This window comes from Cryobacterium sp. SO2 (assembly GCF_026151165.2).
In the GTDB taxonomy this organism is placed as follows: domain Bacteria; phylum Actinomycetota; class Actinomycetes; order Actinomycetales; family Microbacteriaceae; genus Cryobacterium.
On record NZ_CP117849.1, the window covers coordinates 3,009,599 to 3,033,963 of the forward strand.

A 24,365-nucleotide genomic window follows, 5' to 3' on the forward strand; every position below is an offset into this window, starting at 1 on the left:
CACTAACACTGCGAAGTTCCGAACTGAAGCCTCCCCGCAGCCGCCGCCTGCGCACGACGTTCGGGCTGATCACAGCAGTTTCAGCTTGCCTTCAGGGGCAGACGCCAGACTGGCTGCGGTGGCCGTGCGGCCGATCAGCTGACGAGGGGGCCGGATGCGAGTCCTGGTGGTGGAAGACGAAGTGCGGCTGGCGACGGGGCTGAAACGCGGGCTCGAAGCCGAGGGCTTCGCGGTCGACATTGCCGGCACCGGGCCGGACGGCCTCTGGCTGGCCCGCGAGAATGAGTACGCGGTCATCCTGCTCGACATCATGCTGCCCGGCCTCAGCGGCTACCGGGTCTGCGAGACCCTGCGGGCCGAGGAGAACTGGACCCCGATCCTCATGCTCACGGCCAAGGACGGCGAGTGGGACCAGATCGAGGCGCTCGACACCGGCGCCGACGACTACCTCACCAAGCCGTTTTCCTCCGCCGTGCTGCTCGCGCGGATGCGGGCCCTCATCCGCCGCGGCACCAGTGCCCGGCCCACCGTGCTGCGGGCCGGCGACCTGCACCTGGACCCCGCCACTCGCACGGTCAGCCGGGGCGACGCATCCGTCGACGTCACCGCCCGCGAGTTCTCGGTGCTCGAGTACCTGATGCGCAACCGCGGCACCGTGGTGAGCAAGCGCGACGTGCTCGACAACGTCTGGGATTTCGACTTCGAGGGCGACCCGAACATCGTGGAGGTATACGTGCGGCACCTGCGCAACAAGGTGGACCGGCCGTTCGACCGGGCCGCGATCGAGACCCTCCGCGGTGCCGGCTACCGACTGGCGGCCAACGGTGGCTGAGCGGCGCACCCGGTCGATTCGCGGCCGGATCACCCTGGTGTCCACCGCGATCGTGGCGGTCACCCTGATCGTGGGCGCCCTGGTCTTCGTTCTCGTACTTCGCGGCGTGCTGCTCGACGAGGTGGGCACGGCCGTCGAACGCGACCTCGAGCAGATCGAGACCGACCTCGACTCCGGCACGGGCGTGGCCGGTCTCGACGCCGAAGACGATGACATGCTCTTCCAGATCACCGATGCCTCGGGCGCCCTCGTCGCCGGCAGCGACGCCCTCGACGGCCGGCTGCTCAGCGTTCCAGACGGCGGCGACGCCCAGATCATCCGGGTGCCCGGCGAAGACACCGACTATCTCGTCCTGGCAGACGACCAGAACGACACCACCATCGTGGCCGGGCGCTCGGTGGAGAACACCGACGAGGCCGTCGCCGCGGTGAGCGTGCTGCTGGCCGGGGCCGTGCCGCTGCTCACCGGCATCGTGGCGCTGCTCACCTGGATCGTGGTGGGCCGGGCCCTGGCGCCGGTTGAACGGATGCGCCGCGAGGTGGACGCCGTCACCGCGACCAACCTCGACCGCCGCATTGCCGACCCCGGTCGCGCGGACGAGATCGGCAGGCTGGCGCACACCATGAACGGCATGCTCGACCGGATCGAACGCTCCCAGCACGCTCAACGGCAGTTCGTGTCGGATGCTTCGCACGAGTTGCGCTCCCCGCTCGCGTCCCTTCGTCAGTATGCCGAGGTGGCTCAGGCGCATCCCGACCGGGTCACCCTCGACGACCTGTCCGAGGCGGTGCTCGACGAGGTCGACCGGCTGGAGCGCCTCGTGGCGGGCATGCTGCTGCTGGCGCGGGTGACCGAAAGCTCGATCACCAGCTCGGGAACGGACGTGGACCTGGATGACCTGATGCTCGCCGAGGCCCGCCGGTTGCGGGACACGATGGCCCTCAGCATCGACAGCACCGGGGTGGGGCCGGCCCGGGTGCGCGGCGATCAGAATCTGCTCGGCCAGGTGGTGCGCAACCTGGTCGACAACGCCGCCCAGCATGCCTCAGAGCGGGTGAGCCTGGCGCTGAGCGTGGTCGACGGGCAGGCGGTGCTGGTCGTGGAGGACGACGGCCACGGGGTGCCGCCCGGTGAGCGCGACCGGGTCTTCGAACGGTTCGTGCGGCTGGATGAGTCCCGCGCCCGGGCATCCGGCGGCACCGGCCTGGGACTGGCGATCGTGCGGGAGAGCATGCAGGCGCACGGCGGCACCGTGCGGGTCGTCGACAGCGCGCTGGGCGGTGCCCGCTTCGAGGTGCGGCTGCCCGCATCCGCGGACTGACCCGGCCCGACCAGAGTTTTCTGAAGCGGCGTTCAGCGGGCTTCAGCCTGGCTTCAGCGGCGCCTTGGCACAGTGGGGTCATCGGCCACGGCATCCGTGGCACCGCTCGAACAAGGGACATATCGTGAAGAAGAAGACCATCTGGATCACCGGCGCAGCCGTCGCCGCCGTTCTCGTCGTGGGCGGCGCCGGCCTGGCTATCGCCGACCCGTTCGACACCGACGGCCCGCTCACCGGCAACACCCTCGACAAGGCCAGCACGGCCGCCCTTGACGCCGTCGGCAGCGGCACCGTCACCGGCTCCGAGGCCGGCGACGACACCGACGCCCACGCCTACGAGGTGGAGGTGACCCTCGCCGACGGCACCGATGTGGACGTGGCCCTGGACGACTCGTTCGGCGTGCTCTGGGTCGACGGCCTGCCCACGGATGCCGCCACCTCGGTGCCAAGCACCGGCACCGGTGACGACACCACCGGCGCCGACGATTCCTCCGGCCTGGCCGCCCTCACCGAGACCGACCGCTCGGCCGCATCCGCCGCGGCCCTTGCGGCCGTGCCCGCCGGCTCAGTGGGCACCGTCACCGAGGTCGAGCGCAGCGACGACTTCGACCACGCCTACGAGGTCGAGGTGACCCTCGAAAACGGCCAGGACATCGACGTCGAGCTCGACGCGAGCTTCGCGGTGCTCAAGGTCGACGGCGTGCCCGCGGCCTAGCAATCCGCACCGCAGCCGGTCAGGCCGGGTCGCCGCCGCCCCAGCGGGTGCCGGCGAACTCGGCCGCGTCACCCTGGGGCGCCCGCCCCGCGGCGCAGGCCCGCAGCCGGCTCACCCACAGACGCACGAACGTGGCGGCCACGGCCAGCGGAACACACACCAGCAGCAGTCCGCGGCCGATGACAACGAGTCGGGCGGCCGCCGCGGCATCCGCCTCGAGTGCCGCCAGGTTGAGCAGCACCAGCAGGGCTCCCGTGACGGCGACGGCCACGGCCGCGGCCACCGCGGCGATCAGGGCCGGCAGGGCCGCCCGGCCGCGCTGCAGCACCAGCAACACCGTATCCGCGACGAACGAGAGCACGAACGGCAGGATCGCGCAGAGCAGGATGACGGCGGGGAGGGCGATCACCGGCGGACGGCCGCCGAGGTCAGAGCGAGTGGCATGGAGTGATCCGTCCCGTTCAGCGTTCACCTAACAGGATCGGCGACCCTCAGGATCGACGGTACCAATCCGCGCCACGGCGCCACGGCGCGTGACCGCCCCCAATTCGGGGGCCCGCATCCGGGGCGGTGCCGCGGGTCACAGCCACGTCTGCCGATGCTCCTCGACGAAGTCGCGCAGGGTCGTGGCCGGCCGGTCGGCGAGCCGGCGGATGCTGCGGTTCGGGAACCCGACGAGACGCCGCCGCATCGCCCGGTACCAGGCGGTCTGCGCGGCGATATCGGGCGGCGTCGCCCCCTGTTTCGCGGCCAGTTCCCGGTACTCGGCCTCGGTGGTGGCGGTGTAGCGCACGGGCCGGCCGAGCACCTCGGTGAGCAGCTGGGCGACCTGCGCGAAGCCGACGGCCTGCTCCCCCGCGAGGAAATACACCTTGCGCAGGTGACCGGGTGCCGTGAGCACCCGCGCGGCGGCCCGGCCCACGTCGTTTGCGTCCACGAACGCGGCCTTGGCATTGGCCGCGGGCAACACGATCTCGTCACGCAGTCGGATGTCGTCGCGATACCGGGTCGACAGGGTCTGCATGATCACGTTCGGCCGCAGGATCGTGTACGGCGTGCGGGTGCGCTTGAGGTACTGCTCCACCAGGTGATGCGGAGACCGGTTGTCGAACCGTGCTCCCGGCGCCGACAGGAACACGATCTGGCGCACACCGCTCTCCTCCATCGCCTGGTCGATGAAGGGGATGAGGGTGCGGCCCACGTCGCCGACGGTGGGCGGCAGGGTCAGGAAGACCCTGTCGACGCCGGCGAGGGCGCGGGCCCAGGTGCCGCGGTCGGCGAAGTCGAAGGCGCGCACGGTGGTGCCGCTGCCGTCGACGGCGTGACCGGCAGCGGAGGCGCCCCCGGCCCGGCCCGGCCCGGCCGCGGCGGGTCGGCCCACCGTGCGGTGGGGCGCCGAGGTGGCGGGCAGGCTGCCCGGCTTATGCGCCGGGTTGCGGTACGGTTTCTGGTTGGGCGCCCGCAGCGGCTTCCCGCCGACGGGGGTGGTGCCGGGTCGGGCGCTGCCAGGGCCGCCGGGCTGCTGGCCGGTGCCGTGACCGGCGCCCGGACGAGCGCTGCCGGGTCCGCCGGGCTGCTGGCCGGTCGCGGTGCCGCTGGCGCGCCGGGCGCCCTCGGCGATCCAGGCGCGCGGGTCCCGCATCCCGGCGACGACGGTTTCGCCTGCCGCGGCGAGGGCGTCCACCACGGCCCGCCCCACAGTTCCGGATGCCCCGGTGACCAGGACCCCGGCCCTCGGCGCGGGGCGTCGGGGCGGCGGGCTCTGCTCGGTCATCCCCTTACGTTAGTCTCCCCGCCCCGCCAAAGCGGCCCTGTGGCGCCCTCGCCACCCCGAAGTAACCCCACCCCGCTCTCGCGAAACCCCCGTCTCGCGAAAGCGGCCGCGCGGCGACCTCAGCACCCCCGAAGCAACCCCAACCCCGCTCTCGCGAAAGCACCACTGAAGGTCCCGTCCCCGGACCCCCTCTCACAACCCCATCCCGCGAAAGCGGCCGCGCGGCGACCTCAGCACCCCCGAACCAACCCCGACCCCGCTCTCGCGAGGACCTCATCTGGCGAAAGCGGCCGTGCGGCTACCTCAGCACCCCAGAAGCAATCCCAACCCCGCTCTCGCGAAAGCCCCACAGAAGGCCCCGTCCCCGGACCCCCTCTCACAACCCCATCCCGCGAAAGCGGCCATGCGGCGACCTCAGCACCCCCGAAGCAACCCCAACCCCGCTCTCGCGAGGACCCCATCCCGGGAAAGCGGCCGTGCGGCGACCTCAGCACCCCCGAAGCAACCACATTCCCGCTCTCGCGCGAGGGCAACGGATGAGCGACAGCCGCGCGGTCAGACCGCGTCGAGAGTGAACAGGGCGGCCTGCTCGGGCGTCAGCAGCGGGGCCGGCAGGCCCACGTCGGCGAGCACGGCGCCGGAAAGCACCAGCTCGTCCGCGCCGGCGGCCAGCCAGGCCGGCGGCACGGTCTGCATGGTCTGCGGCGCCGGCCCCACCAGCAGCGGGCGCACCCGGTAGCGCCGGGCCCGGTCCAGGCCGGGGAACCGGATCGGTGCGGGCAGCGCGGTGCGCGGAGCGGCCAGCGCGACCTGCGCGAATACGGCGGAGGCGCCATCCGTGGCCACCACGCCGTGCAGCTCGAGCGCCGGGTCGGAGGCATCGGCGTGCACGATGACGCCGGCGTGCAGCAGCGCCCTGCGCTCCTTATAGATGGCGATCCAGGCCGCGATCTGGTCGAGCTCGGCGGCGGATGCCCGGGTGAGGTCCCACTCGATGCCGGCACTGCCGAACAGCGCCGTCGCCAACCGGAAGCCGAGGGCCGAGGTGCGCCAGGTGGTGTGAGCGGTGGCGGCGCCGAGGTGGCCGCCGAGGTACTCCGGCGGCACCAGCACGCTCGTGTAGCGCTGGATCTGCTGCCGCTCCAGCGGGTCGTTGGTGTCGCTGGTCCAGACCCGGTCCACCCGCTCAAGGATGCCGAGGTCGATCCGGCCGCCGCCCGACGCGCAGGACTCGATCTCGAGCCCGGGCTGTGCGGCGCGCACGGCGTCGATCAGCCGGTACAGCGCGGCGGTCTGCCGGTGCACGGAGCCGCCGAGCAGGTCGCGGTTGTGGTCCCACTTGAGGTACGCGATGGGGTACTCGGCCAGCAGCGCCGTGAGCCGCTCGAGCAGCCAGGCGAACGCATCCGGGTTGGCCAGGTCGAGCACCCGCTGGCCGCGCCAGGTGGGGGCGGATGCCGAGCCGAGCAGCCAGTCCGGGTGCGCCCGGGCCAGATCGGAGTCGGGGTTGACCATCTCCGGTTCCACCCAGAGCCCGAAGTCGAGGCCCGCCGCGTGCACCCGCTCGATCAGCGGGTGCAGGCCCTGCGGCCATTTGGCGGTGTCGACGAACCAGTCGCCGAGAGCCCGCTGGTCGTCGGTGCGGCCGGAGAACCAGCCGTCGTCGAGCACGAACCGCTCCACACCGACCTGCGCGGCGGCGTCGACGAGCCGGCTCAGGGTGGGCAGGTCGTGGTCGAAATACACGGCCTCCCAGGTGTTCAGCAGCACCTTGCGCGGGCCGGTGATCGTGGACCACGAGCGGATCCACGGGTGCAGCCGGGCGCTGAGCCCGTCCAGGCCCGCGGCCGAGTACACGGCCACGGTCCACGGAGTCGTGTAACTCGCGCCGGCGGCCAGGCTCAGCTCGCCGGGCGCGAGCAGCTCCCCCGCACCCACCACGGCGTAGCCGAGCGCGCTGCGCTCGGCCCAGACCCGCTTGTCGCCGCTGTGGGCCAGGTGCACCGCCCAGACCTCGCCGCTGCGGAAACCGAACCCGGCGGTGCCGGCGACGGTGAGGTAGGAGTCGTCGTGGCCGGGCCGGCCGTGCCGGGACTCGCGGCTCCAGGCGCCCTGACCGAGCGTGCTGCGCTGCGGGCGGCGTTCGTGGCTCCACAGTCCGGTGAAGTCGAGGATCTCCGCCGCCCGGTCTGGCACCGGCAGGATCGCGTCGAGTCCGGCCAGTTCGAGAGTGCCGGCCCCGGCTTCGGACGCGGTGTTGGTCACGGTGTGCCGCAGCCGCAGCACCCCCTGCACGGTGAGTTCGAGGTCGGTCGTCACCGTCACGGATGCATGCGCATCCGCCAGCTCGATGGCGAGCGTGTTGTCGCCGCGCTTGTGCACCGCCACCAGGGTCAGCGCTGGGTCGAGGGTGCCGGACGGAGCGGGCGAGCCGTCGGGCAATCCAACGCGCGATCCAGCCGTGGCGCCGACGCGGAAACCACCCAGGGCGGGACGTCCGCTCCAGCCCTCGGCGAGGGCGGGCAGCAGGCTGAGCCGCAGCGGCACGTCGATGGAGCTGGGTCCGACGGGCGGCACGCTCGCGGCGGCCAACGCATCCAGGTCAGCAGGGGTCAACGCGCCGAGGTCGGCACCCCAGTGCACGATCACCGGGGTGCCGCTGCCGGTGGCGTCGAGAATCAGGCTGGTGCCCGCGGCACGGAGGTGGTGAATCATGACACTGCTTTCTTCCACAAACACAAAGTTGACTTGCCCAAAACTGCTAGTCCGGGAGGCCCACCCACTAGTAAAAGTGGGCCACCCACATCCAGCAACAACTGGGGTGGCCCGAATTTGCGAGTGCGGGAGGGTCCCCAACTAGCAGAAACGGGCCGGTCCAGGTTCCGGATGCCCGCACGACCGTACCGCCCGGCGCGCGAGGCGACGGGCGGTACGGGTGGTTCAGCCGATCAGCCGTGAGGCCGATCAGCCGTGAGGCCAAGGGCCCCGGTCTACTCCGCGACGGGAATGGACTGTGCCTTGAGGGCGTCGATCGTGGCGCTCTGACCGGTGGTGAGGGCATCCGCGAGGGTGCCGTCGCCGCTCACTGCGGCCTTGAAGCCGTCGGAGACGTCGTTGTACGTCTGGGTCATGGTCGGACCCCAGACGAAGTCAGCCGAGACCTCGCTGGATGCCTTCGCGAAGACGTCGTAGATCGGCTGGTTGCCGTAGAACTCCACGCCTTCCTTGAGCACGGGCAGTTCGAGGCCGGCCTTGGCGGCCGGGTACAGGTTGGCTGCCTCGTTGAGCATGGTGAGCGACTCGCTCGAGCTGTTCAGCCACAGGGCGAACTGGGCTGCTTCGTACGGGTGCTCGGAGCCGGTGAACACTGCGGTGGACGAGCCACCCCAGTTGCCGCTGGCCGCGTCGCCGGCTTCCCACTGCGGGGACTCAGCCACGGCCCACTTGCCGGCCGTGTCGGGCGCGCCGCTGGCGATGGAGTTGGCACCCCAGGCTGCGGAGTTCCAGGTCCAGGCTGCACCGGTGTTGTAGGCGTTGTCCCACTCGGTGGTCCAGGCCGGAACGGTCGAGACCAGGTCACGGTCGATCAGGTCCTGCCAGAAGTCGGCCACCTTGATGGACTCGTCGCCGGTGAGGTCGACGTTCCAGTTGTCGCCGTCGTTGCCGAACCAGGTGCCGCCGGCCTGCCAGACGAGTCCGGCGAACTGGTTGATGTCACCCTGCGAGAAGTTGGTGATGTACGCGCCAGTGGCCCGCACCTGCTCGGCGGCGGTGGCGTATTCCTCCCACGTGGTGGGGATCGCGATGTTGTTGGCCGCGAAGAGGTCGGCGCGGTAGAACATGGCCATGGGGCCGGAGTCCTGCGGGATCGCGTAGACGGCGTCGTCCTCGTTGAAGCTGACCTGGCCCCAGGTCCAGTCGACGAAGTCGTCCTTGGCTTCCATCACACCGGCGCAGGAGGCCAGGTTGACCAGGCCGTCCTGCACGCGGAAGTTGGGCAGTGCGTCGTACTCGATCTGGCCGAGGTCGGGCGCATTGCCGGCTTCGAGCTGGTTGAAGAAGTTGGCGTAGGTGCCGCCGTTGCCGTTCGGGCCGGTCTGCACGGCCACCTGGATGTCGGGGTTGGCCTCGTTCCAGACCGCGACGACGTCTTCGATGCCGGGGATCCAGGAGGTGAAGGTCAGGTCGACCTTGCCCTCGGCGGGTGCACAGTCGGCAGCGTCGGCGCTGTCGGTGCTCGTGCCGGCGGCGGAGCAGCCGGTCAGGGCAACCGTGGCTGCGGTGAGCAGGGCAACGGTGGCCGCTCTCTTGGTGATTCGCATTGTTTTCCTTTGTTGGGTTTTCGCTGAAAAGGAGTGGTGCAAGGTGGTGCGGATGGTGCGGGTAAGGCTGGTCGAACGGTCAGGAAGTTGAGGGAGGTTATTTGACGCTGCCGGCGCCGAGGCCGTTGCGCCAGAAGCGCTGCAGCAGCAGGAACAGGATGATCAGCGGGATGATCGACAGCAGCGCGCCGATGAGCACGTAGCCGCGCAGCTCGGGGATCTGGTTCACCTGGGAGTTCCAGGCGTACAGGCCGAGGGTGACGGGGAAGAGGGTCTCGTCGCGCAGCATGATCAGCGGCAGGAAGAAGTTGTTCCAGATGGCCACGAACTGGAAGAGGAACACCGTGACCAGGGCGGGGAACATCAGCTTCACCGAAACGGTGAAGAAGGTGCGCACCTCGCCGGCGCCGTCCAGGCGGGCGGCTTCGATCAGTTCGTCGGGCACGCTCGCCGAGGCGAAGATGCGGGTGAGGTAGACACCGAACGGGCTCACCAGGCTGGGCAGGAACACGGCCCAGAAGGTGTTGGTGAGGCTGACCTGGCTGAAGATCAGGAACAGCGGCAGCGCCAGTGCGGTGGCGGGCACGAGCACCCCGCCGAGCACGATGTTGAACAGCAGTTCCCGGCCGGGGAAGCGGTACTTGGCCAGGGCGTAGCCGGCCATACCGGCGAACAGGGTGGCAAGCAGGGCGCCGGCGCCGGCGTACAGCGCGCTGTTGAGCATCCACTTGAGGAAGACGCCGTCACGGTAGGCGACCAGGTTGCCGATGTTGGCGAACAGGTTGAAGTCGGCGAACCAGAGCGGGTTGGTGCTGGTGAACTGTGCGCTGCTCTTGGTGCCGGCGATGAACAGCCACCAGATCGGGATGAGGAAGTAGAGCGTGAAGACGAGCATCACGGTCATCGCGCCGACCCTGGAGAGCGGGCTCTCCTTGGCGACCTTCGGGGTCGGGGTGTTCTTCAGCCGCTTCGACGGGCGGGCGACGGTGGGCGTCTCGGTGAGGGCGCTCATTTGCCTTCCTTCCGCTGGGTGAACTTGAGGAACGAGAACGACAGCACGAAGGTGGCCAGGGCCAGCACCACGCTGAACGCGGCGGCGAGGTTCACGTTGGGGATCGAGGAGGTGGAGTAGACCATCAGGTTCGGCGTGAACGTGCTGGTCACGGCGGAGCTGAAGGAGCGGAACACCTGCGGCTCGGCGAGCAGCTGCAGGGTGCCGATGATGGAGAAGATGCCGGTGAGCACGATCGCGGGCATGATCAGCGGGATCTTGATCGACCAGGCGATGCGCAGCTGGCCGGCGCCGTCGAGGCGGGCGGCCTCGTAGATCTCGGTGGGGATGGCCAGCAGTGCCGAGTAGATGATGAGCATGTTGTAGCCCACGTAGACCCAGGTGACGACGTTCGCGATGGCCCAGAGCACCAGGTCTGCGGAGAGGAAGCTGATGTTGCCGGTGATGGCGGTGAACGGCGACAGGTTGGGCGAGTAGAGGAAGCCCCACATGATCGCGGCGATGACGCCGGGCACCGCGTACGGCACGAAGAACGCGAGCCTGAAGAAGCGCTTACCGCGGAGCAGCGGGCTATCCAGCAGCAGCGCGAACAGCAGCGCCAGGCCGAGCATGACCGGCACCTGCACCACGCCGAAGGCGAGCACCCGGCCGATGGCTGCCCAGAACGGGCCGTTCTGGAACACCAGGAGGTACTGGGTGAGACCGCCGAACACCTCGGTGGCCTTGCCGAAGGTGCCGTCGCGCTCCACGACGAGCAGCGACTGGTAGATCGCGTAGCCGATCGGCACCAGGTAGAACAGGGTGAACAGGATGGCGAACGGCACGATGAAGATCGCGATCGCCCGGGGGTGCGCGACCTTGATCTTGCGGGGTCGGGCCTGGCCGGATGCCGGGCTGCGGGGAGCCGCGCTCCGGGCATCCGCGGCCGGAAGGGCTGGTGCGCTCATGATGCGGTGTCCTCTCTGAGAACGCGTACGGCACCGGCCGGTACGCGCAGGGTGCGGGCGATGACGGTGTCGGTGACGAGCTCGAGACCGGACCCGCTCACCTCCACGTCGGTGTCGCCGTGGTTGATGATGAAGCGGTAGGCACGGTCGGGGGCGGCGCGGCGGATGACCTCGACGAGGCCGTCGCCCTCCGGGCCGACCGCGGTGACGCGGGCCTGCCCGGCGATGGTGCGGAGCAGGTCGCGGTAGGTGTCGGCGGAGGGCGCGGTGGCCAGGTACCAGGCGGTGCCGGCGCCGTGCCGGTTGCGGGTGAGCGCGGGCACGCCGGGCAGGGCGCCGTCGGTGTAGTGCGCGACGGCCTCGGCGCCGGCCAGGTGCAGGCGTTCGGACCACAGGGTTCCGGTGGCGCCGGCGGCCAGGCCGATCGGGGCGTGCAGGCCCACGGTGGTGCCCGGCGCCAGCGGCACGAACTCCTCGACGCGCACGCCGAGCAGGTCGCGGAACGCGCCCGGGTAACCGCCGAGGCGCACCCTGTCGTCTTCGTCGACGATGCCGCTGTAGAAGGTGACGAGGGCGTGGCCGCCGTCGGCGACGAAGCCGGCGAGGTTGTCGGCCTGGGCGTCGGTGACCAGGTACAGCGCGGGCACCACCACGAGGCGGTAGCCGCTGAGGTCGGCATCCGGGGAGACGATGTCGACGGTGACGCCGAGGCGGTGCAGCGCGGTGTAGGCGGCGTGCACCTGCTCGAGGTATTTCACCGACTGGGACGGCCGGGATTCGCCGTCGCCGGCCCACCAGGCCTCCCAGCTGAACAGGATGGCGGCATCCGCCACCACGCGCGTGCCGATGATCTCGTCGAGCCGGTCGAGGGTGGCACCGAGCTGAACCACCTCGCGCCAGAGCACGGTGTCGGTGCCGGCGTGCGGCACGAGTGCGGAGTGGAATTTCTCCGAGCCCTGCAGCGAGGCGCGCCACTGGAAGAAGCAGATCGCCTCGGCGCCGCGGGCCACGTGGGCCAGCGAGTTGCGGGTCATCTCCCCCGGCGCCTTGGCCAGGTTCAGCGGCTGCCAGTTCACGGCGCTGGTGGACTGCTCCATCAGCAGCCAGGCGTCGCCGCCGGCAAGTCCCCGGGTGAGGTCGGCCGCGAAGGCCAGCTCGGTGGTGGGGTCGGCGAGGCGGTGGTCGAGGTAGTGGTCGTTGGCGACCACGTCGACCGCGGATGCCCAGCGCCAGTAGTCGAGGTTGCGGATGTGCGCGGCGACCATGAAGTTCGTCGTGACCGGCAGGCTGCTGTGCTGGCGGATGACGGCCTCTTCGGCCTTGTAGTAGCCGAGCAGTTCGTCGGAGCTGAACCGGTGGAAGTCGAGCACCTGGCCGGGGTTGCGGCTGGAGAGGGTGAGCCTGGGGGTGTGCACCTCGGCCCAGGCGGTGTAGCGCTGGCTCCAGAAGGTGGTTCCCCAGGAGGCGTTGAGGGCGGTGATGCTGCCGTATTTGGTTTCGAGCCAGACCCGGAACGCGGCGGCGGTGTCGTCGTCGTAGCAGAGCGCGTTGTGGCAGCCGAGTTCGTTGGAGACGTGCCAGAGTGCCACGGCCGGGTGGGCGCCGTAACGGATCGCGACCTGCTCCACCAGGCGCAGGGCGTGGTCGCGGAACACCGGCGAGCTCGGGCACCAGGCCTGGCGGCCGCCGGAGTAGCGGGTGGTGCCGTCTTCGGTCTCGGGCAGGATTTCGGGGTGCAGCGTGGTCAGCCACGGCGGCGGCGAGGAGGTGCCGGTGCCCAGGTTCACCCGGATGCCGTGCGCGTGCAGGAGGTCGACGATGGTGTCGAGCAGGGTGAAGTCGTACTCCCCCGGGGCCGGCTCCAGCGCGGACCAGCCGAAGATGTTGATCGCGACGAGGTCGACGCCGGCCTGCTGCATGAGCAGTACGTCTTCGGCCCAGACCTCTGGACCCCACTGCTCCGGGTTGTAGTCGCAGCCGTAGGCGATGCCGTTCTGCACGAACGGGGTCGCCGGGGTGACCTGGTGCGTCACGGCCGGGGTGGCTACTGGCGAATTCATCTGCTCCTGCTTCGATCTGCGTTCTGTGAACGTGCACAGGTCGGGGAGCAAATGACTCCTCATTGAGTGTCTGTGAACGTACACAGAGTAAGTACAGCGCGGCCCCCGTGTCAAGCGAGCCGACCGGTACAGTTATCGAATGGTGACAATTCCGGGGCGGCGCAAGCGCGCGACCATCCACGACGTCGCCGCCGAGGCGGGGGTCTCCCGCGGCACGGTGAGCCGCGTGATGAACAACGAACCGTACGTCTCCGCCGAGGCGCGGATGGCCATCGAAGCGGCCATCGAGAAGGTCGGCTACGTGCCGAACACCGCGGCGCGCAACCTCGTCATGCAGCGCTCCCAGGCCGTGGGCCTGATCGTGCACGAACCCCATTCCCTGTTCCTCGAAGACCCGAATATCGGCGAGATCCTGCTCGGCGCGAACTCCGCGCTCTCCCGTGCCGACTACCAGATGGTGAGCCTGGTCATCGAGTCCGACCGCGACACCGCGCGGGTGGCGCGCTACCTCAGCGGCGGCTTCGTCGACGGCGTGATCGTGGTGTCAGCCCGGGAACAAGACCCGATCACGAGGGTTATCGAACGGTTGGATCTGCCGGCGGCGTTCGTCGGGCATCCGCAGGACCTGCGCGACCTGCCGTACGTGGGAATCAACAACCGCGCCGCCGCCCGGGCCATCACCGAACGCCTGATCGGCACCGGCCGCACCCGTATCGGCATGATCGCCGCGGCGCTGGACCGTGACTCCGGCTCCGACCGGCTGGCCGGCTTCACCGATGCCCTGGGCGAGCGATTCGACCCGTACCTGGTGGCCCCGGTGCCGCTGTACACCTATGCCGACGGACGCGACGGCATGCGTGCGCTTCTCGCCCGCGACCCGTTGATCGACGGGGTCTTCGCGGCCTCCGACGTCATCGCCGCCGGGGCGCTGAACGCCCTCCGCGAGGCCGGCCGCAGCGTGCCGGTGGAGGTGGGCATCGTCGGCTTCGATGACAGCGCCTGGGCGCTGCGCTGCCAGCCGTTGCTCTCCACCGTGCGCCAGCCCGCCAACGGCCTCGGCCAGCGCGCGGCCGAGTCGGTGCTCAGCCAGCTGCGTGGCGAGGCTCCCGAGCTCGGCGGCATCCTGCTCGACACCGAGATCGTCTGGCGCGACTCCGCCTAACCGTTCCCGAAGCGGACAATTGCGCCCGGCACACCGGCACCAATTGTCCGCATGGGCAACAGTTGAGGCTGCCCTCGTGCACTAAGCCTCGTCGAGGTGGCGCGCGATCTCGGCCAGGATGCCCGCCTGCAGGTCGATCGAGCCCCGCCAGTCCCCCGGCCGGGTCAGGCCGTGCCCCGCCCCGGGCACGGAGCGCAGCCGGGCGGCCGTGCCGGCGATCGCATCCGGCTGCCAGAACGCATCCAGCTCACCGCCGATGGCGAGCTCGGCCGCCGTGCCGTCGCGCAGCGCCTGGCGCACCGGCTCTTCGGTGAGCAGCGGCGTCAGCCACACTCCGGCGATCCCCGCGCGCCGTGCCCAGGGCAGCGCGTAGGTGCCGAACGATTTCGCGACGACGAGCCGGCGCGTGCCCGCGGGGCTCGCGGCGAACGCCTCAGCCACGGCGGTCTCCACGAAGGGCAGCGGATCCGCCCGGGCAACCTCGTCCACCGTCCAGTCCACGGCCTGCACATGCCAGCCGCGCTCGGCGAGCAGGGTGGCGCACCAGTAGAGCAGCGGCGCCTGCACGGAGTAGTTCACCCCGGGCAGCAACACGGCGACAGGCGCATCCGCCGACTCGGCCCGAGCCCAGGTGTAAGTGGTCATGCCCCGACGGTACCGCCCCGCCCGCCGCCCGCGCAGCCGCCCGTCTCGCCCCACTGTTGCCGATGCGGACTTCTGCGTCCGGCGCACCGGACGCAGAAGTCCGCACGGGGAACAATTGCAGCGGGGAGCGCCGACGGACGGACGCGGCGCGGCCCGGCGGGCTTGTCGGAGCAGCGGCCGGCGCACACAATGGGGAGCGTGAGTCGCAAACGGGTGATCGTCACTGGGATGGTGCAGGGCGTGGGGTTTCGGTACTACACCGAGGCGGAGGCCAGCGCGCTCGGACTGGGCGGCTACGTGCGCAACCGGTCTGACGGCGCGGTCGAGGCCGAATTCGAGGGCACCGACGACGCGCTCGACCGGATGCTGACCTGGCTGCACACCGGACCGCGGTTCGCGAACGTTCAGTCGGTGCAGGTGACCGACCTGGCCGAACTGGGCGAGGCCGCGTTCAGCGTTCGGCTCTGAGCCGACCCGGCGAACGCTGTCGCCGGCGACGGATGTCGACGCGGACGACGGCCGCGCACCCTGCGATTCTCTGGCACCGGCGCTCTGGCGTACCGTGGGAGTATGGGCGCGCAGGCATCCGGTCCCGACCGGACTGGACCGACGGTGCGCGAATCCTCCCGGCCACGGGCGGAACAACAGGCGCGCCAGCCGTTGCCCGCGCGCCGACGCCTCACCGTGCGCTCCGGGTACGGCATCGGGCGGCTGATCCTCGCCGCCGCCGGCGTGGTCGGGTTGATCGGCAACTACGAGTACGTGCTGCTGTTTCCCACCTTCGCGGCCTACAACGTCTTCACCTATTTCACGGTGCAGAGTGCGATCGCGGCCGTGGTCGCGTTCGTGCTCGGCGCGATCGTGGCGTTCCGGCGGCAGTCGGATCCGCAGTGGCTCGACCTGTTCCGGGCGCTTGTGACCACGTACATCCTGGTCTCCGGAATCGTCTTCCTCACCATCGTCATCCAGTCGTCGTCGCGGGACTATTCGATCGAGGTGCCCTGGCCCAGCCAGGTGCTGCACTTCTACATTCCCACTATCGCGCTGCTGGACTGGCTGACCGACACCGGCAAGGCCCGGTTGTCCTGGCGCTTTCTGCGCTGGATTCTGCCGTACCCGATCGCCTGGGGAATCTTCACCCTCGTGCGCGGCTCGATCGTGGGCTGGTACCCGTACTTCTTCCTCGATCCGGCCCAGGTGAGCGGCCCGCTCGAAACCGCGGTGTATTGCCTCATCGCGGTCGTCCTGTTCCTGGGCATCGCGGCGGTGCTCGTGGCGACATCCCGGCTGAGCTGGCGGCCACGGTCGCGAAGCGACCGCAGCTCGTCCGTGCCCAACTAGGCACGGCGACCCGGTACGGCCGCCCGGTGCGGTAGGCCCCGGCCGTGGCGGCGCATCCCACGGATGCTCCGCCGCCCGGCCGGCACCCGCCGCTACTGCTCGACGGGAACGAAGGTGTACTGGCTGGTGAGGTGCTCGGTCTCGCAGGTTCCGCAGTAGAGCACACCGGAGGCCTGCATGGCCGAGACCCGGGGCGAGCACTGGATCACCTTGGGGCCGCAGCACGGCGAGATGACCATGAAGGCGCCCGGCTCGGCGGCGGAGTGGCCGCTCAGGCTGCGGTGGTGATGGCTGCCCTCGCAGGGCAGGTTGGTGTCGAAATCGAGTAACGACATGGAGCTGAGATCAGTCAGGATATACATGGTTCACACGGTCAATCAGGAGAGGCATCGGCCGCGGTGCAAGTGGGACACCGGGATCGCGACCGCACCCGATGGCCGACGGCGGAAAGGCAGAGGACCCGACCGGACTCCGTCGGCACGACCAGTCGGGAAACGGCTGGATCTCCCCGTAGGGGCGTCCCTGTAGTGGACGGCCCCTTCACCGACTAGACGTTTCGAGGAGCTTACACCGGGACTCTGAGTTTTGCTCGTTAATTATCGGGCGTCGATGGGCGCTGTTTTGACCCGGCCGAAGAAGGCCCGATCAGGGCGCGGGGGTGGCCGTCGCGAGCACCGCAAACGGCTCGAGGCTGCGCAGCGCGGCGTCGGTGAACTCGGTGTCGCCCACCTCCGCGAGGCTCAACGCCTGCTCGCCGCTGACAAAGCCCACCAGGATGGGCTCGTTGGTGAGCGGCATCATGTTCACCCACACCCGGAACGGCAGAGTGTCGTCGCCGACGGTGGTCCACAGGGCCGCCTCGGTGTCCCAGAACGGCTCGTCGAAACGCAACCAGATCTTGTCGAGCGTGCCCATGCCCAACGCGGCGATCGCGCCCCGGTGCGCGAACGGCAGCGCCGGCTCGAATTCAATCACGTCGCCCTGCAGCACGCCGAGCGGCACGGTGACAATGGCCCGGTCCACGGTGAGGGACTCCCCGGTGCCCAGGCGCAGGCTGACCGAGTCCTCGGTGTACGCGATCCGGGTCACCACGCTGGAGTAGAGCACGTCCAGATCGGTGGCGGCGTCGTCGACGAGGGCGCTGTACCCGCCGAGCACGATGCGGGTGTCCTCCGCGGCCGTCGTGGCCGGGGTGGGGGCGTACCAGCCGGACATCTCGTCGGTCGGCGCGCCGGACTCCAGGGTGGTGGAGGTGGCGAGTTGGTAGTTCAGCCAGTCGGCGTCGGAGACGCCGGCGTCGCCATCCGTTTGGGAGAGGGTGGCGGAGCCGCTGGCAATGAGGGCCTTGGCCACCGAGGTGTCCTGGGCCTGTTCCGCGGCCCAGGCCAGTGCCGCGGTGACGGTGTCGGCGCCGACCGGCGAGACCGTGGTGACGGCGCCGTCCGGGGTGCGCACCTCCGGGGTCGGCAGGAACGGGGCGTGCGAGACCTCGAGGCCGGTCAGCTCCTCGTCGAGGGAGTTGGCGCTGGCGGAGACGATGAACGACGGGCCGAGTTCGACGGGGATCGGCCAGGCGTTGTTGGTGACGGTCTGGATGCGCCCGCCGAGCCGGTCGCGGGCCTCGATCACCATGACGGTGAAGCCGTCGTCGGCGAGCTGACGGGCCGCGGCGAGGCCGGCGATGCCGGCGCCGATCACGGCAACCCGCTCCCCCGGCTCTGCCACGTCTTCGAGCGCCCTGGCGGCGCGTTGGCCGGCGCCGCGCGCGCCCTGCACGGTGCCGGGCGCGTCGGCGGAGACGGCCTCGCCGGTGAGGAAGAGTCGGTTCAGGATCGGTTCGGCGAGGTCCTCGCGTTGCTGCGGTGTGGAGGCCACCGCCGCGAAACTGTAGGATCCGCGGGCGAACGGGTCTTCGGACCAGGAGGTGCGCAGCATGTCCGCCGGCTGCGGTACCAGCGACGGCGCGGGCGTCGCGGTGGGCGTGGGCGTGCCGGTCGGGGTGGGCTTGGGCGGCACGCAGGCGCTGAGCGCCACGAGGGAGAACCCGGAGAGGGATCCGATCAGGAAGGTCCGACGTTTCATCGCTGTACTCGCGTCAGGTGACGCACTCCTCTCGGCCCCTCGCAGTGGTACCCCTCACGCTACCTCAGGCCGCGGCCGCCGGGCTTCCGCCGCCGCGCGGGTCCCGGTGCGGGCGCGTCCCTCCGACTCCGTCATCCGCAACTGTGCCCCGTGCGGACAAATGGTCCCGGCACACCGGGCGCAAATGTCCGCTTCGGCAACAGTTAGCGCGGACTGGGGCGGATCAGGCGGTGGGCGTCTGGAGGAAGCCGTCGTCGAGGAGGGCGCGCACCCGGGGCAGCAGCTCGGCGCGCAGCAGGGCCGCGTCGGCGTCGAGCAGCTGGGCAATGGCGTCGATGATGGCGCCGACGGGCAGCTCTCCGTCGCAGGCGCCGACGAGGGCGGCCTGCGCGGTGTCCAGCGGCACCGAACGGCCGAATCCGCCGCCCTGGTGCAGGGTCATCAGGGTGGGGTCCTCCTGGCCAGGCCAGAAGTGCCGCTCCTCGGTGACATCCGACCCCACGGTGAGCGTGGCGCGGGCCAGGGCGTCGTCGTCCAGCCCGGCGTGCCAGTCGTGCGCGGCCAGGCACTCGGCGAGGTGGCTGCCGATGCCGGCGGCGTTGTGGCCGAGGGCCTCCGGCAGGCGTTCGAGCCGCAGCAGGCGGGGGCGGGCCGGAGCGGTGGCGCGACCGCGGGCATCCGTGCCTGGGCGGCGCAGCAGCATGTAGCCGAAGCCCACCTGGCGCACCCCGCGGGCCTCGAAGTCGTCGAGCCAGGCGCCGTAGAGCCTGTCGAAGTCGGGGGTGTCCGGCCGGGTGCCGCCGTCGCGGATCCAGGTTTCGGCGTAGCCGGTGGGCAGCTGCACCTCGCGCTCGATGATCCAGGCGTCCAGTGGGGTCTGATCGACGGGGCGCGCCGCCGCGCCGAGATCCGAACCGGTGCCGGGCGCCGGTGCCTCGAGCCAGCCGGTGAGCCTGTCGAAGGCGTCGGCGCCGTCGTGGTACTCCCAGTTGCCGAGCAGCTGGGCCACACCGTTCACGGTGAGGTGCTCGGCCGCGCCACGCACCACGGCCTCCACGAGCGCGTCACCGATGAGGCCGCCGTCGCGGTATTCGTAGCTGGGCACGCCCTCCACCCGAGGGGTGATCACGAACGGCGGATTGGAGATGATGTGGTCGAACCGTTCGCCCACCACGGGGTCGAACAGGCTGCCGAGCCGGAACTCGATGTTCTCGACGCCGTTGAGGCGGGCGTTCAGCGCCGCGAGCTCGAGGGCGCGTTCGGAGATGTCGGTGGCCACGACGCGGGTGGCGTGCCTGGAGGCGTGCAGGGCCTGGATGCCGCAACCGGTGCCCAGGTCGAGGACGCTGGCGACCGGGGTGGGGATCATCAGGGCGCTGAGGGTGAGCGACGCGCCGCCGACCCCGAGCACGTGATTCTCGCTGAGCGCGTGGCCCAGGGCGAGTTCGCCCAGGTCGGAGACGATCCACCAGCTGCCGGCGCCGTGCGCGTCGACGAAACTGTACGGGCGCAGGTCGACGAGCGGATGCACCTGCGCCGGTCCGGCGTCGAAGGTCGGTTCCTGCGGGGTGCCGCCGTGCGCGTGGTGGGCGCCCAGCAGGCCGAGTCGCTCGGCGCCGGCCACGCCCAGGGTGGGCAGCGCGGCGTCGATCTCGGCGCGCGTCACGGGCAGCCCGAGCACGAAGAGCTGTGCGAGGGCAACGGTGGGCTCCGGCACGGTGAGGGTGGACCGCAGCCGAGCGAGCGCCCGGAGGGCCGGCACCCGCTGGTTGCGGTGCAGCGCGGCATCCGCCTCGATACCCCACAGCCCGGTCAGGGCGGTCACCGAGAAGTTGGCGGCGGTGAGGTCGGCGCGGAGCAGGTCGATCAGAGGTGCGGTCACCCTCCCATTCAACTGCACCTGGGGCTCCCGGTTGCCCCGCTGGCGCCCTTGGCCGGTCCAACTGTTGCCGATCCGGACAATTGCGCCCGGTGCGCCGGGACCATTTGTCCGCATGGGGAACAGTTGCGGCACCGGCTCGCCGCAACGGGCGCAGCGGCTAGAGCCAGCGCATGGTGAAGGCCCGGGCGAGCAGCCCGTTCAGCGGCGGCGTCGCCAGGATCCGCACCAGGGCGTTCCGCAGCCGCAGGCGCAGCCCGTGCACGGGCCGACCCATGGCCATGTTGAAGCCGGCCTGCCGGGCGGCCCGGCGGGCGCTGCGGCGCCGGAGCCTGTCGTAGTCGCCGAGGGTGGCGCGTGCCTCGATCGGCTGGGCGAGGGCGTGTTTGAGACCCGGCGCCAGCGCCAGCGCGTCGAGCCAGCCCAGGTTCATGCCCTGCCCGCCGATCGGGCTGATCTCGTGCGCGGCGTCGCCGACGAGCACCACCCGGCCGCGCACCATCGCTGTCGCGAGCCGCTGCTGCACCGAGAACGCGCTCGGCGCCGAATCCGAGGGCGGCAACAGCACGCCGGTGCGGGCACGGATGAGCGCGGTCAGGTCGTCGATCGGCGCATCCGTCATGAGGGTGGGCGTCATGGCCACCCAGCGGCGCCGGCCGCTGGGCAGCGGGAAGGACTCCACCACGCCGCCCTCCTCGAAGAACAGCACCGCCTCGCTGCCGTGCTCGCCGGTGTCGGGGTAGTCGGCCATCAGGTAGGTGTCGCCGCCGCCGAGCAGGTGCGAGGTGATGCCAACTGTCTCGCGCAGGTGCCCGCGCGCGCCGTCGGCCACCACCACGTAGCGCGCCGCGGCCAGGATCTCGGCGCCGTTGTCGCCCGGCCCGTCGTCGGCAGGCTCCGCGAGCACGTCCACGTAGTCGCCGCGGTCCTGCAGTGTGCCCACGAGCACCCCCGAGCGGAGCCCGTCGGGCCGCAGCTGCCGGAACCGCTCGCGCAGCACGGCCTCGGTCTCGTACTGCGGCAGCGCGACGACGAACGGGAACCCGGCGGTGCGGGTGAACGACAGCCGGCCGAGGGTCCGCCCGCCGCAACGCACGCTGCCGGCCTCGATGCGCACCGCCCGGGCGAGCACCTCGTCGGCCACGCCCGCCTTGCGCAGCACCCGCATCGACGGCGGGTGGATGCCGATGGCTCTGGCCTGCATCGACGGTTCGGTGCGCCGTTCGAGTACCTCCACGTCGACACCGTGCTCGGCCAGCAGGCAGGCCAGCAGGATGCCGACTGGACCGCCGCCCACCACGATCACCTCACGCATCGCGGGTTCCGTCCTGGTCCACCCGAGGGGTCGCGGTGCCCGGCGCGGCCCAGCGCAGCACCAGCCGGTAGGGCACCTCGCGGCGCACGGTCCAGCCGGGTGGGGCCGCGGCGACGAGCTCGGGGTAGGTGAAGCTGCGCCGGATCGAGGTGAGGCCGTCGGCGCGGATGTACGAGCGGCGGAAGAACGGCCAGGTGCCCAGGCCGAAGCCGGCATAGGCCAGCGGGGATCGTTCGATGTCGCCGTGCAGCACGAGCCCGCGGCTGAGCCGTTCGGAGTCCGCCAGCAGCGCCCCGAGCTCGGCGGCGCCGAGGTGGTGCAGCACGTGGTTGGAGAGCACGGTGTCGAAGCGCTCCCCCGCGAGCACGAGGTCGCCGCTGAGCGCCCGGCGGAACTCCAGCCCGGGCAGCGCCGGCCGGCCGGTTGCGAAGGCGTGCGCGCGGGCATCCGGGTCGATCGCGGTCACGGACAGGCGCAGGCCGTCGCGGGCCGCCCACCGGGCCAGCGATCTGGCCACGTCGCCGCCGCCCGAGCCGATGTCGAGCAGGGTGTGCGGGCGGGTCGCCGACAGGCGCGGCCGGATGTCGCGGCGGTAGCTGTGCGCGAGTCCGGACACGACCGCGTTGACCAGCCGGAAATCCGCGTAGGTGCGGGCGAGGGCGTCGGGGTCGCAGTGCGGGTCGTCCATGATCTCGACGGCGTCGACCGCGCGCTCGCGGAGCGAAGGGAGCACGGCCTCAGCCGCGCGTCACGGTCATCAGGCTGGATTCGACGGTGAGGCCGGGGCCGAACGCCATCGCGCAGACGCGGTCGCCATCGGCGGTGGCCTCGCCGTCGAGAATCGCCTTCATCACGAAGAGGATGGTGGCGCTGGACATGTTGCCGTTGGTGCGCAGGGTCTCCCGCGACGGCACCAGCTGCGCCTCACTGAGCCCGAGCTTGGCCTCGGTCTTGTCCAGGATGCTGCGCCCGCCCGGATGGATCGCCCAGTGCGCGATGGCCGTGCTCAGCGGCGACCGCTGCGCCGTCGCCGTCAGCAGCTGGCCGGTCGCGTCCGGCGCGGTCGGATGCGGCGCGGCCGAGTCGCCGGCGCCGGCCTCCGCGGTCGCGGCGCCGGCCTCGGCCAGCACGCCGTCCGCGAGAGCCAGGGTGAGGGCGTCGTCACGGCCGAACAGCGGGGCGAGTGCCGACTCGATGTGCTCGTCGATGATGTGCGGCACGTAGGAGCTGAGGATCATCTCGAAGCCCTCGTCGCCGATCTTCCAGGCCATGTCGCCCTCGCCGACGGGCGTGATGACGGTCTCGAAGTGGTCGAGGATGAGGGCGTTCTCGCCGGCGACCGGCGGGCGGCTGCTCACGATGCCGGCCGCCGCGCCATCCGAGAACAGCGACGAGGCCACGATCGTGTCGGGGTCGCTCGAGGTGCGCAGGTGCAGCGAGCACAGCTCGGCGCTGACCACGAGCACCACGGCGTTCGGGTCGGCCTCCACGAACTGCTTGGCCGTGCGCAGCGCCGGCATCGACGCGTAGCAGCCCATGAAGCCGAGGTGATAACGCTGGGTGGAGGGGGCCAGGCCCAGTTCCCGCACCAGCATGTAGTCGGGGCCGGGGGCGTAGAACCCGGTGCAGGACACCGTGACGACGTGGGTGATGTCACTGGCCTCGAGCCCCGGGCAGGCGGCCAGTGCCCGGCGGCCGGCCTCCACGAACAGTTTCGTGGCCTGCTCGATGTAGAGCTCGTTGCGCACCCGGGTGCCGGGCATGAGCAGCCGCTGGGTGGCGGCGTCGAAGAACTGCGGGTCGGACGTCTCCGAGTCGAGGGTGAGTTCTTCGATCACGGTATGCCGGGTGTCGATACCGGACAGATTGAAGGATGCGGTCACCAGCCGCTGCCCGAGCCGGCTGAGGCCGGGCTGGGCGGCGAAGATGTCCCGCACTTGCTCCTGCACAAGGACAGTGGGCGGTACAACGGTCTGGAGCGCTCTCAGCGTGACGGCCATGCCCCAGTGTGACACGCACCGTGTCGAAGGCACACCCCCGGGCCCGGCGCGGCGGGTCGGTCAGGGCAGGCGGTCGAACAGGCGGGTGGCCGTGATGGCGAGCACGAAGCCCACGGCGACGATGGCGGTGACGGCGCCGAGGTACGCCACCGGGGCGGCCGAGCTGCCGAAGGCACCCGTCGCGCCGATGCCCACGGCGACCGCCGTGACGATCGCGGCGAGCACCGCTATCCAGGTCTGCAGTTTGAGGCCCACCCTGGCCGGTGTCGGCGTGCGGGCGGCGCGTTGACGACCGCCGGAGCGGGTGAGCACGGCCCCGCCGATGCAGCCCCAGAACGACACCACGAGCAGCGCGGCGATCACATCGCTGGGCCGGTGCCACAGGCTCACCAACGTCGACACACCCGCTGCGACGGCGAAGGCGGCCCCGAACGTTCCGGCCAGCCACCGGGTGTGCGGGCTGGCGACGAGGAACACCACGAGGGCGGATGCCGCCGCCACCGTCGTATGCCCGGACGGGAATGAATTGGAGACGTAGCCATCGACGCCGAGGTCCGGCCGGGTGAGGAACACGTTCTTGAGCAGCTGCGTGGTCACCACGGCGGCCATCGCGCTGCCCACGGCCACGGCCAGCGGAAACCAGGCCCGGCGCACGGCGGCGATGACCAGGCTCACGGTTGCGCCGACGGCGACCATCACCGAAGGGATCAGATCGAGCAGGCGCTTGGTCACCGCCATGCCGGTCGTGCCGTCCTCCGCGCCGTTGAACGCCAACTGGTCGATGGCTTGGCCGGCGGAGTCCCGCACGAAGAACAGGTACAGGCCGACGAAGGCCGCGACGCACAGGACCGCGGCGCCGAGATAACGGGTGGGGGTGAGGCGGGAGAACGAGTGCACCCTCTACTGTCCCACGGCAGCATGGGTGAACCGTGAAAGCGAGGTGTGCGAGACGTGAACG

General features: G+C 70.9%; 21 protein-coding genes. 6 read left to right on the plus strand and 15 right to left on the minus strand.

Annotated elements, in window-relative coordinates:
* Nucleotides 1–154: 154 nt before the first annotated feature.
* The 3 genes from BJQ94_RS14120 (at nucleotide 155) to BJQ94_RS14130 (ending at nucleotide 2,868) form a co-directional block, all read left to right on the plus strand.
* On the plus strand, nucleotides 155–832 hold the full coding sequence (locus BJQ94_RS14120) for a response regulator transcription factor (RefSeq protein WP_265398849.1): 678 nt from the start codon (nucleotides 155–157) through the stop codon (nucleotides 830–832).
* The gene (locus BJQ94_RS14125; protein WP_265398850.1) at nucleotides 825–2,153 is read left to right on the plus strand and encodes an ATP-binding protein; all 1,329 of its coding nucleotides are present in this window, start codon (nucleotides 825–827) and stop codon (nucleotides 2,151–2,153) included. The genes BJQ94_RS14120 and BJQ94_RS14125 overlap by 8 nt, the downstream gene beginning before the upstream one ends.
* Nucleotides 2,154–2,277: 124 nt before the next feature.
* A complete protein-coding gene (locus BJQ94_RS14130; protein ID WP_265398851.1) occupies nucleotides 2,278–2,868 on the plus strand; it encodes a PepSY domain-containing protein in 591 nt (196 codons plus the stop codon).
* 19 nt (nucleotides 2,869–2,887) lie between these two features.
* Here BJQ94_RS14130 and BJQ94_RS14135 read toward each other — a convergent pair whose 3' ends face one another.
* The 7 genes from BJQ94_RS14135 to BJQ94_RS14165 all read right to left on the minus strand — a co-directional run bounded on the left by BJQ94_RS14135 (nucleotide 2,888) and on the right by BJQ94_RS14165 (nucleotide 12,983).
* Entirely contained in the window at nucleotides 2,888–3,277 is a 390-nt protein-coding gene (locus tag BJQ94_RS14135; protein WP_265398852.1) for a hypothetical protein, read from the minus strand.
* A 171-nt stretch (nucleotides 3,278–3,448) separates the two neighbouring features.
* On the minus strand, nucleotides 3,449–4,642 hold the full coding sequence (locus BJQ94_RS14140; protein WP_265398853.1) for an NmrA family NAD(P)-binding protein: 1,194 nt from the start codon (nucleotides 4,640–4,642) through the stop codon (nucleotides 3,449–3,451).
* Between the two features lie 555 nt (nucleotides 4,643–5,197).
* Entirely contained in the window at nucleotides 5,198–7,357 is a 2,160-nt protein-coding gene (locus BJQ94_RS14145) for an alpha-galactosidase (RefSeq protein ID WP_265398271.1), read from the minus strand.
* 275 nt (nucleotides 7,358–7,632) lie between these two features.
* On the minus strand, nucleotides 7,633–8,964 hold the full coding sequence (locus tag BJQ94_RS14150; protein ID WP_265398272.1) for a sugar ABC transporter substrate-binding protein: 1,332 nt from the start codon (nucleotides 8,962–8,964) through the stop codon (nucleotides 7,633–7,635).
* Between the two features lie 97 nt (nucleotides 8,965–9,061).
* Nucleotides 9,062–9,976, minus strand: a complete 915-nt coding sequence (locus BJQ94_RS14155; protein ID WP_265398273.1) for a carbohydrate ABC transporter permease — start codon at nucleotides 9,974–9,976, stop codon at nucleotides 9,062–9,064.
* Nucleotides 9,973–10,923, minus strand: a complete 951-nt coding sequence (locus BJQ94_RS14160; RefSeq protein ID WP_265398274.1) for a sugar ABC transporter permease — start codon at nucleotides 10,921–10,923, stop codon at nucleotides 9,973–9,975. Before BJQ94_RS14160 ends, BJQ94_RS14155 begins: the two co-directional genes overlap by 4 nt.
* On the minus strand, nucleotides 10,920–12,983 hold the full coding sequence (locus BJQ94_RS14165) for a beta-galactosidase (RefSeq protein WP_265398275.1): 2,064 nt from the start codon (nucleotides 12,981–12,983) through the stop codon (nucleotides 10,920–10,922). Before BJQ94_RS14165 ends, BJQ94_RS14160 begins: the two co-directional genes overlap by 4 nt.
* 139 nt (nucleotides 12,984–13,122) lie before the next feature.
* On the opposite strand from BJQ94_RS14165, the gene BJQ94_RS14170 reads away from it, so the two are divergent.
* Entirely contained in the window at nucleotides 13,123–14,145 is a 1,023-nt protein-coding gene (locus tag BJQ94_RS14170) for a LacI family DNA-binding transcriptional regulator (RefSeq protein WP_265398276.1), read from the plus strand.
* Between the two features lie 81 nt (nucleotides 14,146–14,226).
* Here BJQ94_RS14170 and BJQ94_RS14175 read toward each other — a convergent pair whose 3' ends face one another.
* Complete coding sequence (locus tag BJQ94_RS14175) at nucleotides 14,227–14,790, minus strand: hypothetical protein (protein WP_265398277.1); 564 nt, start codon at nucleotides 14,788–14,790, stop codon at nucleotides 14,227–14,229.
* Nucleotides 14,791–14,979: 189 nt separating this feature from the next.
* Between BJQ94_RS14175 and BJQ94_RS14180 the strand changes: the two genes are divergently transcribed.
* Nucleotides 14,980–15,258, plus strand: coding sequence for an acylphosphatase (locus tag BJQ94_RS14180; protein WP_265398278.1), 279 nt, complete (start codon nucleotides 14,980–14,982; stop codon nucleotides 15,256–15,258).
* Nucleotides 15,259–15,360: 102 nt separating this feature from the next.
* A complete protein-coding gene (locus BJQ94_RS14185) occupies nucleotides 15,361–16,131 on the plus strand; it encodes a Pr6Pr family membrane protein (protein WP_265398279.1) in 771 nt (256 codons plus the stop codon).
* Between the two features lie 92 nt (nucleotides 16,132–16,223).
* On the opposite strand, the gene BJQ94_RS14190 is transcribed toward BJQ94_RS14185, so the two are convergent.
* From BJQ94_RS14190 to BJQ94_RS14220, 7 genes are all read right to left on the minus strand, one after another.
* Entirely contained in the window at nucleotides 16,224–16,493 is a 270-nt protein-coding gene (locus BJQ94_RS14190; protein ID WP_265398280.1) for a hypothetical protein, read from the minus strand.
* 283 nt (nucleotides 16,494–16,776) lie between these two features.
* On the minus strand, nucleotides 16,777–18,213 hold the full coding sequence (locus BJQ94_RS14195; RefSeq protein ID WP_265398281.1) for an FAD-dependent oxidoreductase: 1,437 nt from the start codon (nucleotides 18,211–18,213) through the stop codon (nucleotides 16,777–16,779).
* Between the two features lie 223 nt (nucleotides 18,214–18,436).
* The gene (locus tag BJQ94_RS14200; RefSeq protein ID WP_265398282.1) at nucleotides 18,437–20,095 is read right to left on the minus strand and encodes a methyltransferase; all 1,659 of its coding nucleotides are present in this window, start codon (nucleotides 20,093–20,095) and stop codon (nucleotides 18,437–18,439) included.
* Nucleotides 20,096–20,252: 157 nt separating this feature from the next.
* Nucleotides 20,253–21,407 carry an NAD(P)/FAD-dependent oxidoreductase gene (locus tag BJQ94_RS14205; RefSeq protein ID WP_265398283.1) on the minus strand — a complete coding sequence of 385 codons (1,155 nt, stop codon included), beginning with the start codon at nucleotides 21,405–21,407 and terminating at the stop codon, nucleotides 20,253–20,255.
* Entirely contained in the window at nucleotides 21,400–22,140 is a 741-nt protein-coding gene (locus tag BJQ94_RS14210; protein ID WP_265398284.1) for a class I SAM-dependent methyltransferase, read from the minus strand. Before BJQ94_RS14210 ends, BJQ94_RS14205 begins: the two co-directional genes overlap by 8 nt.
* Nucleotides 22,141–22,144: 4 nt before the next feature.
* Nucleotides 22,145–23,407 (minus strand): type III polyketide synthase, encoded by a 1,263-nt coding sequence (locus BJQ94_RS14215; RefSeq protein ID WP_265398294.1) that lies wholly within the window; start codon nucleotides 23,405–23,407, stop codon nucleotides 22,145–22,147.
* Nucleotides 23,408–23,467: 60 nt separating this feature from the next.
* Nucleotides 23,468–24,304, minus strand: a complete 837-nt coding sequence (locus tag BJQ94_RS14220) for a phosphatase PAP2 family protein (RefSeq protein WP_265398285.1) — start codon at nucleotides 24,302–24,304, stop codon at nucleotides 23,468–23,470.
* Nucleotides 24,305–24,365: the final 61 nt, after the last annotated feature.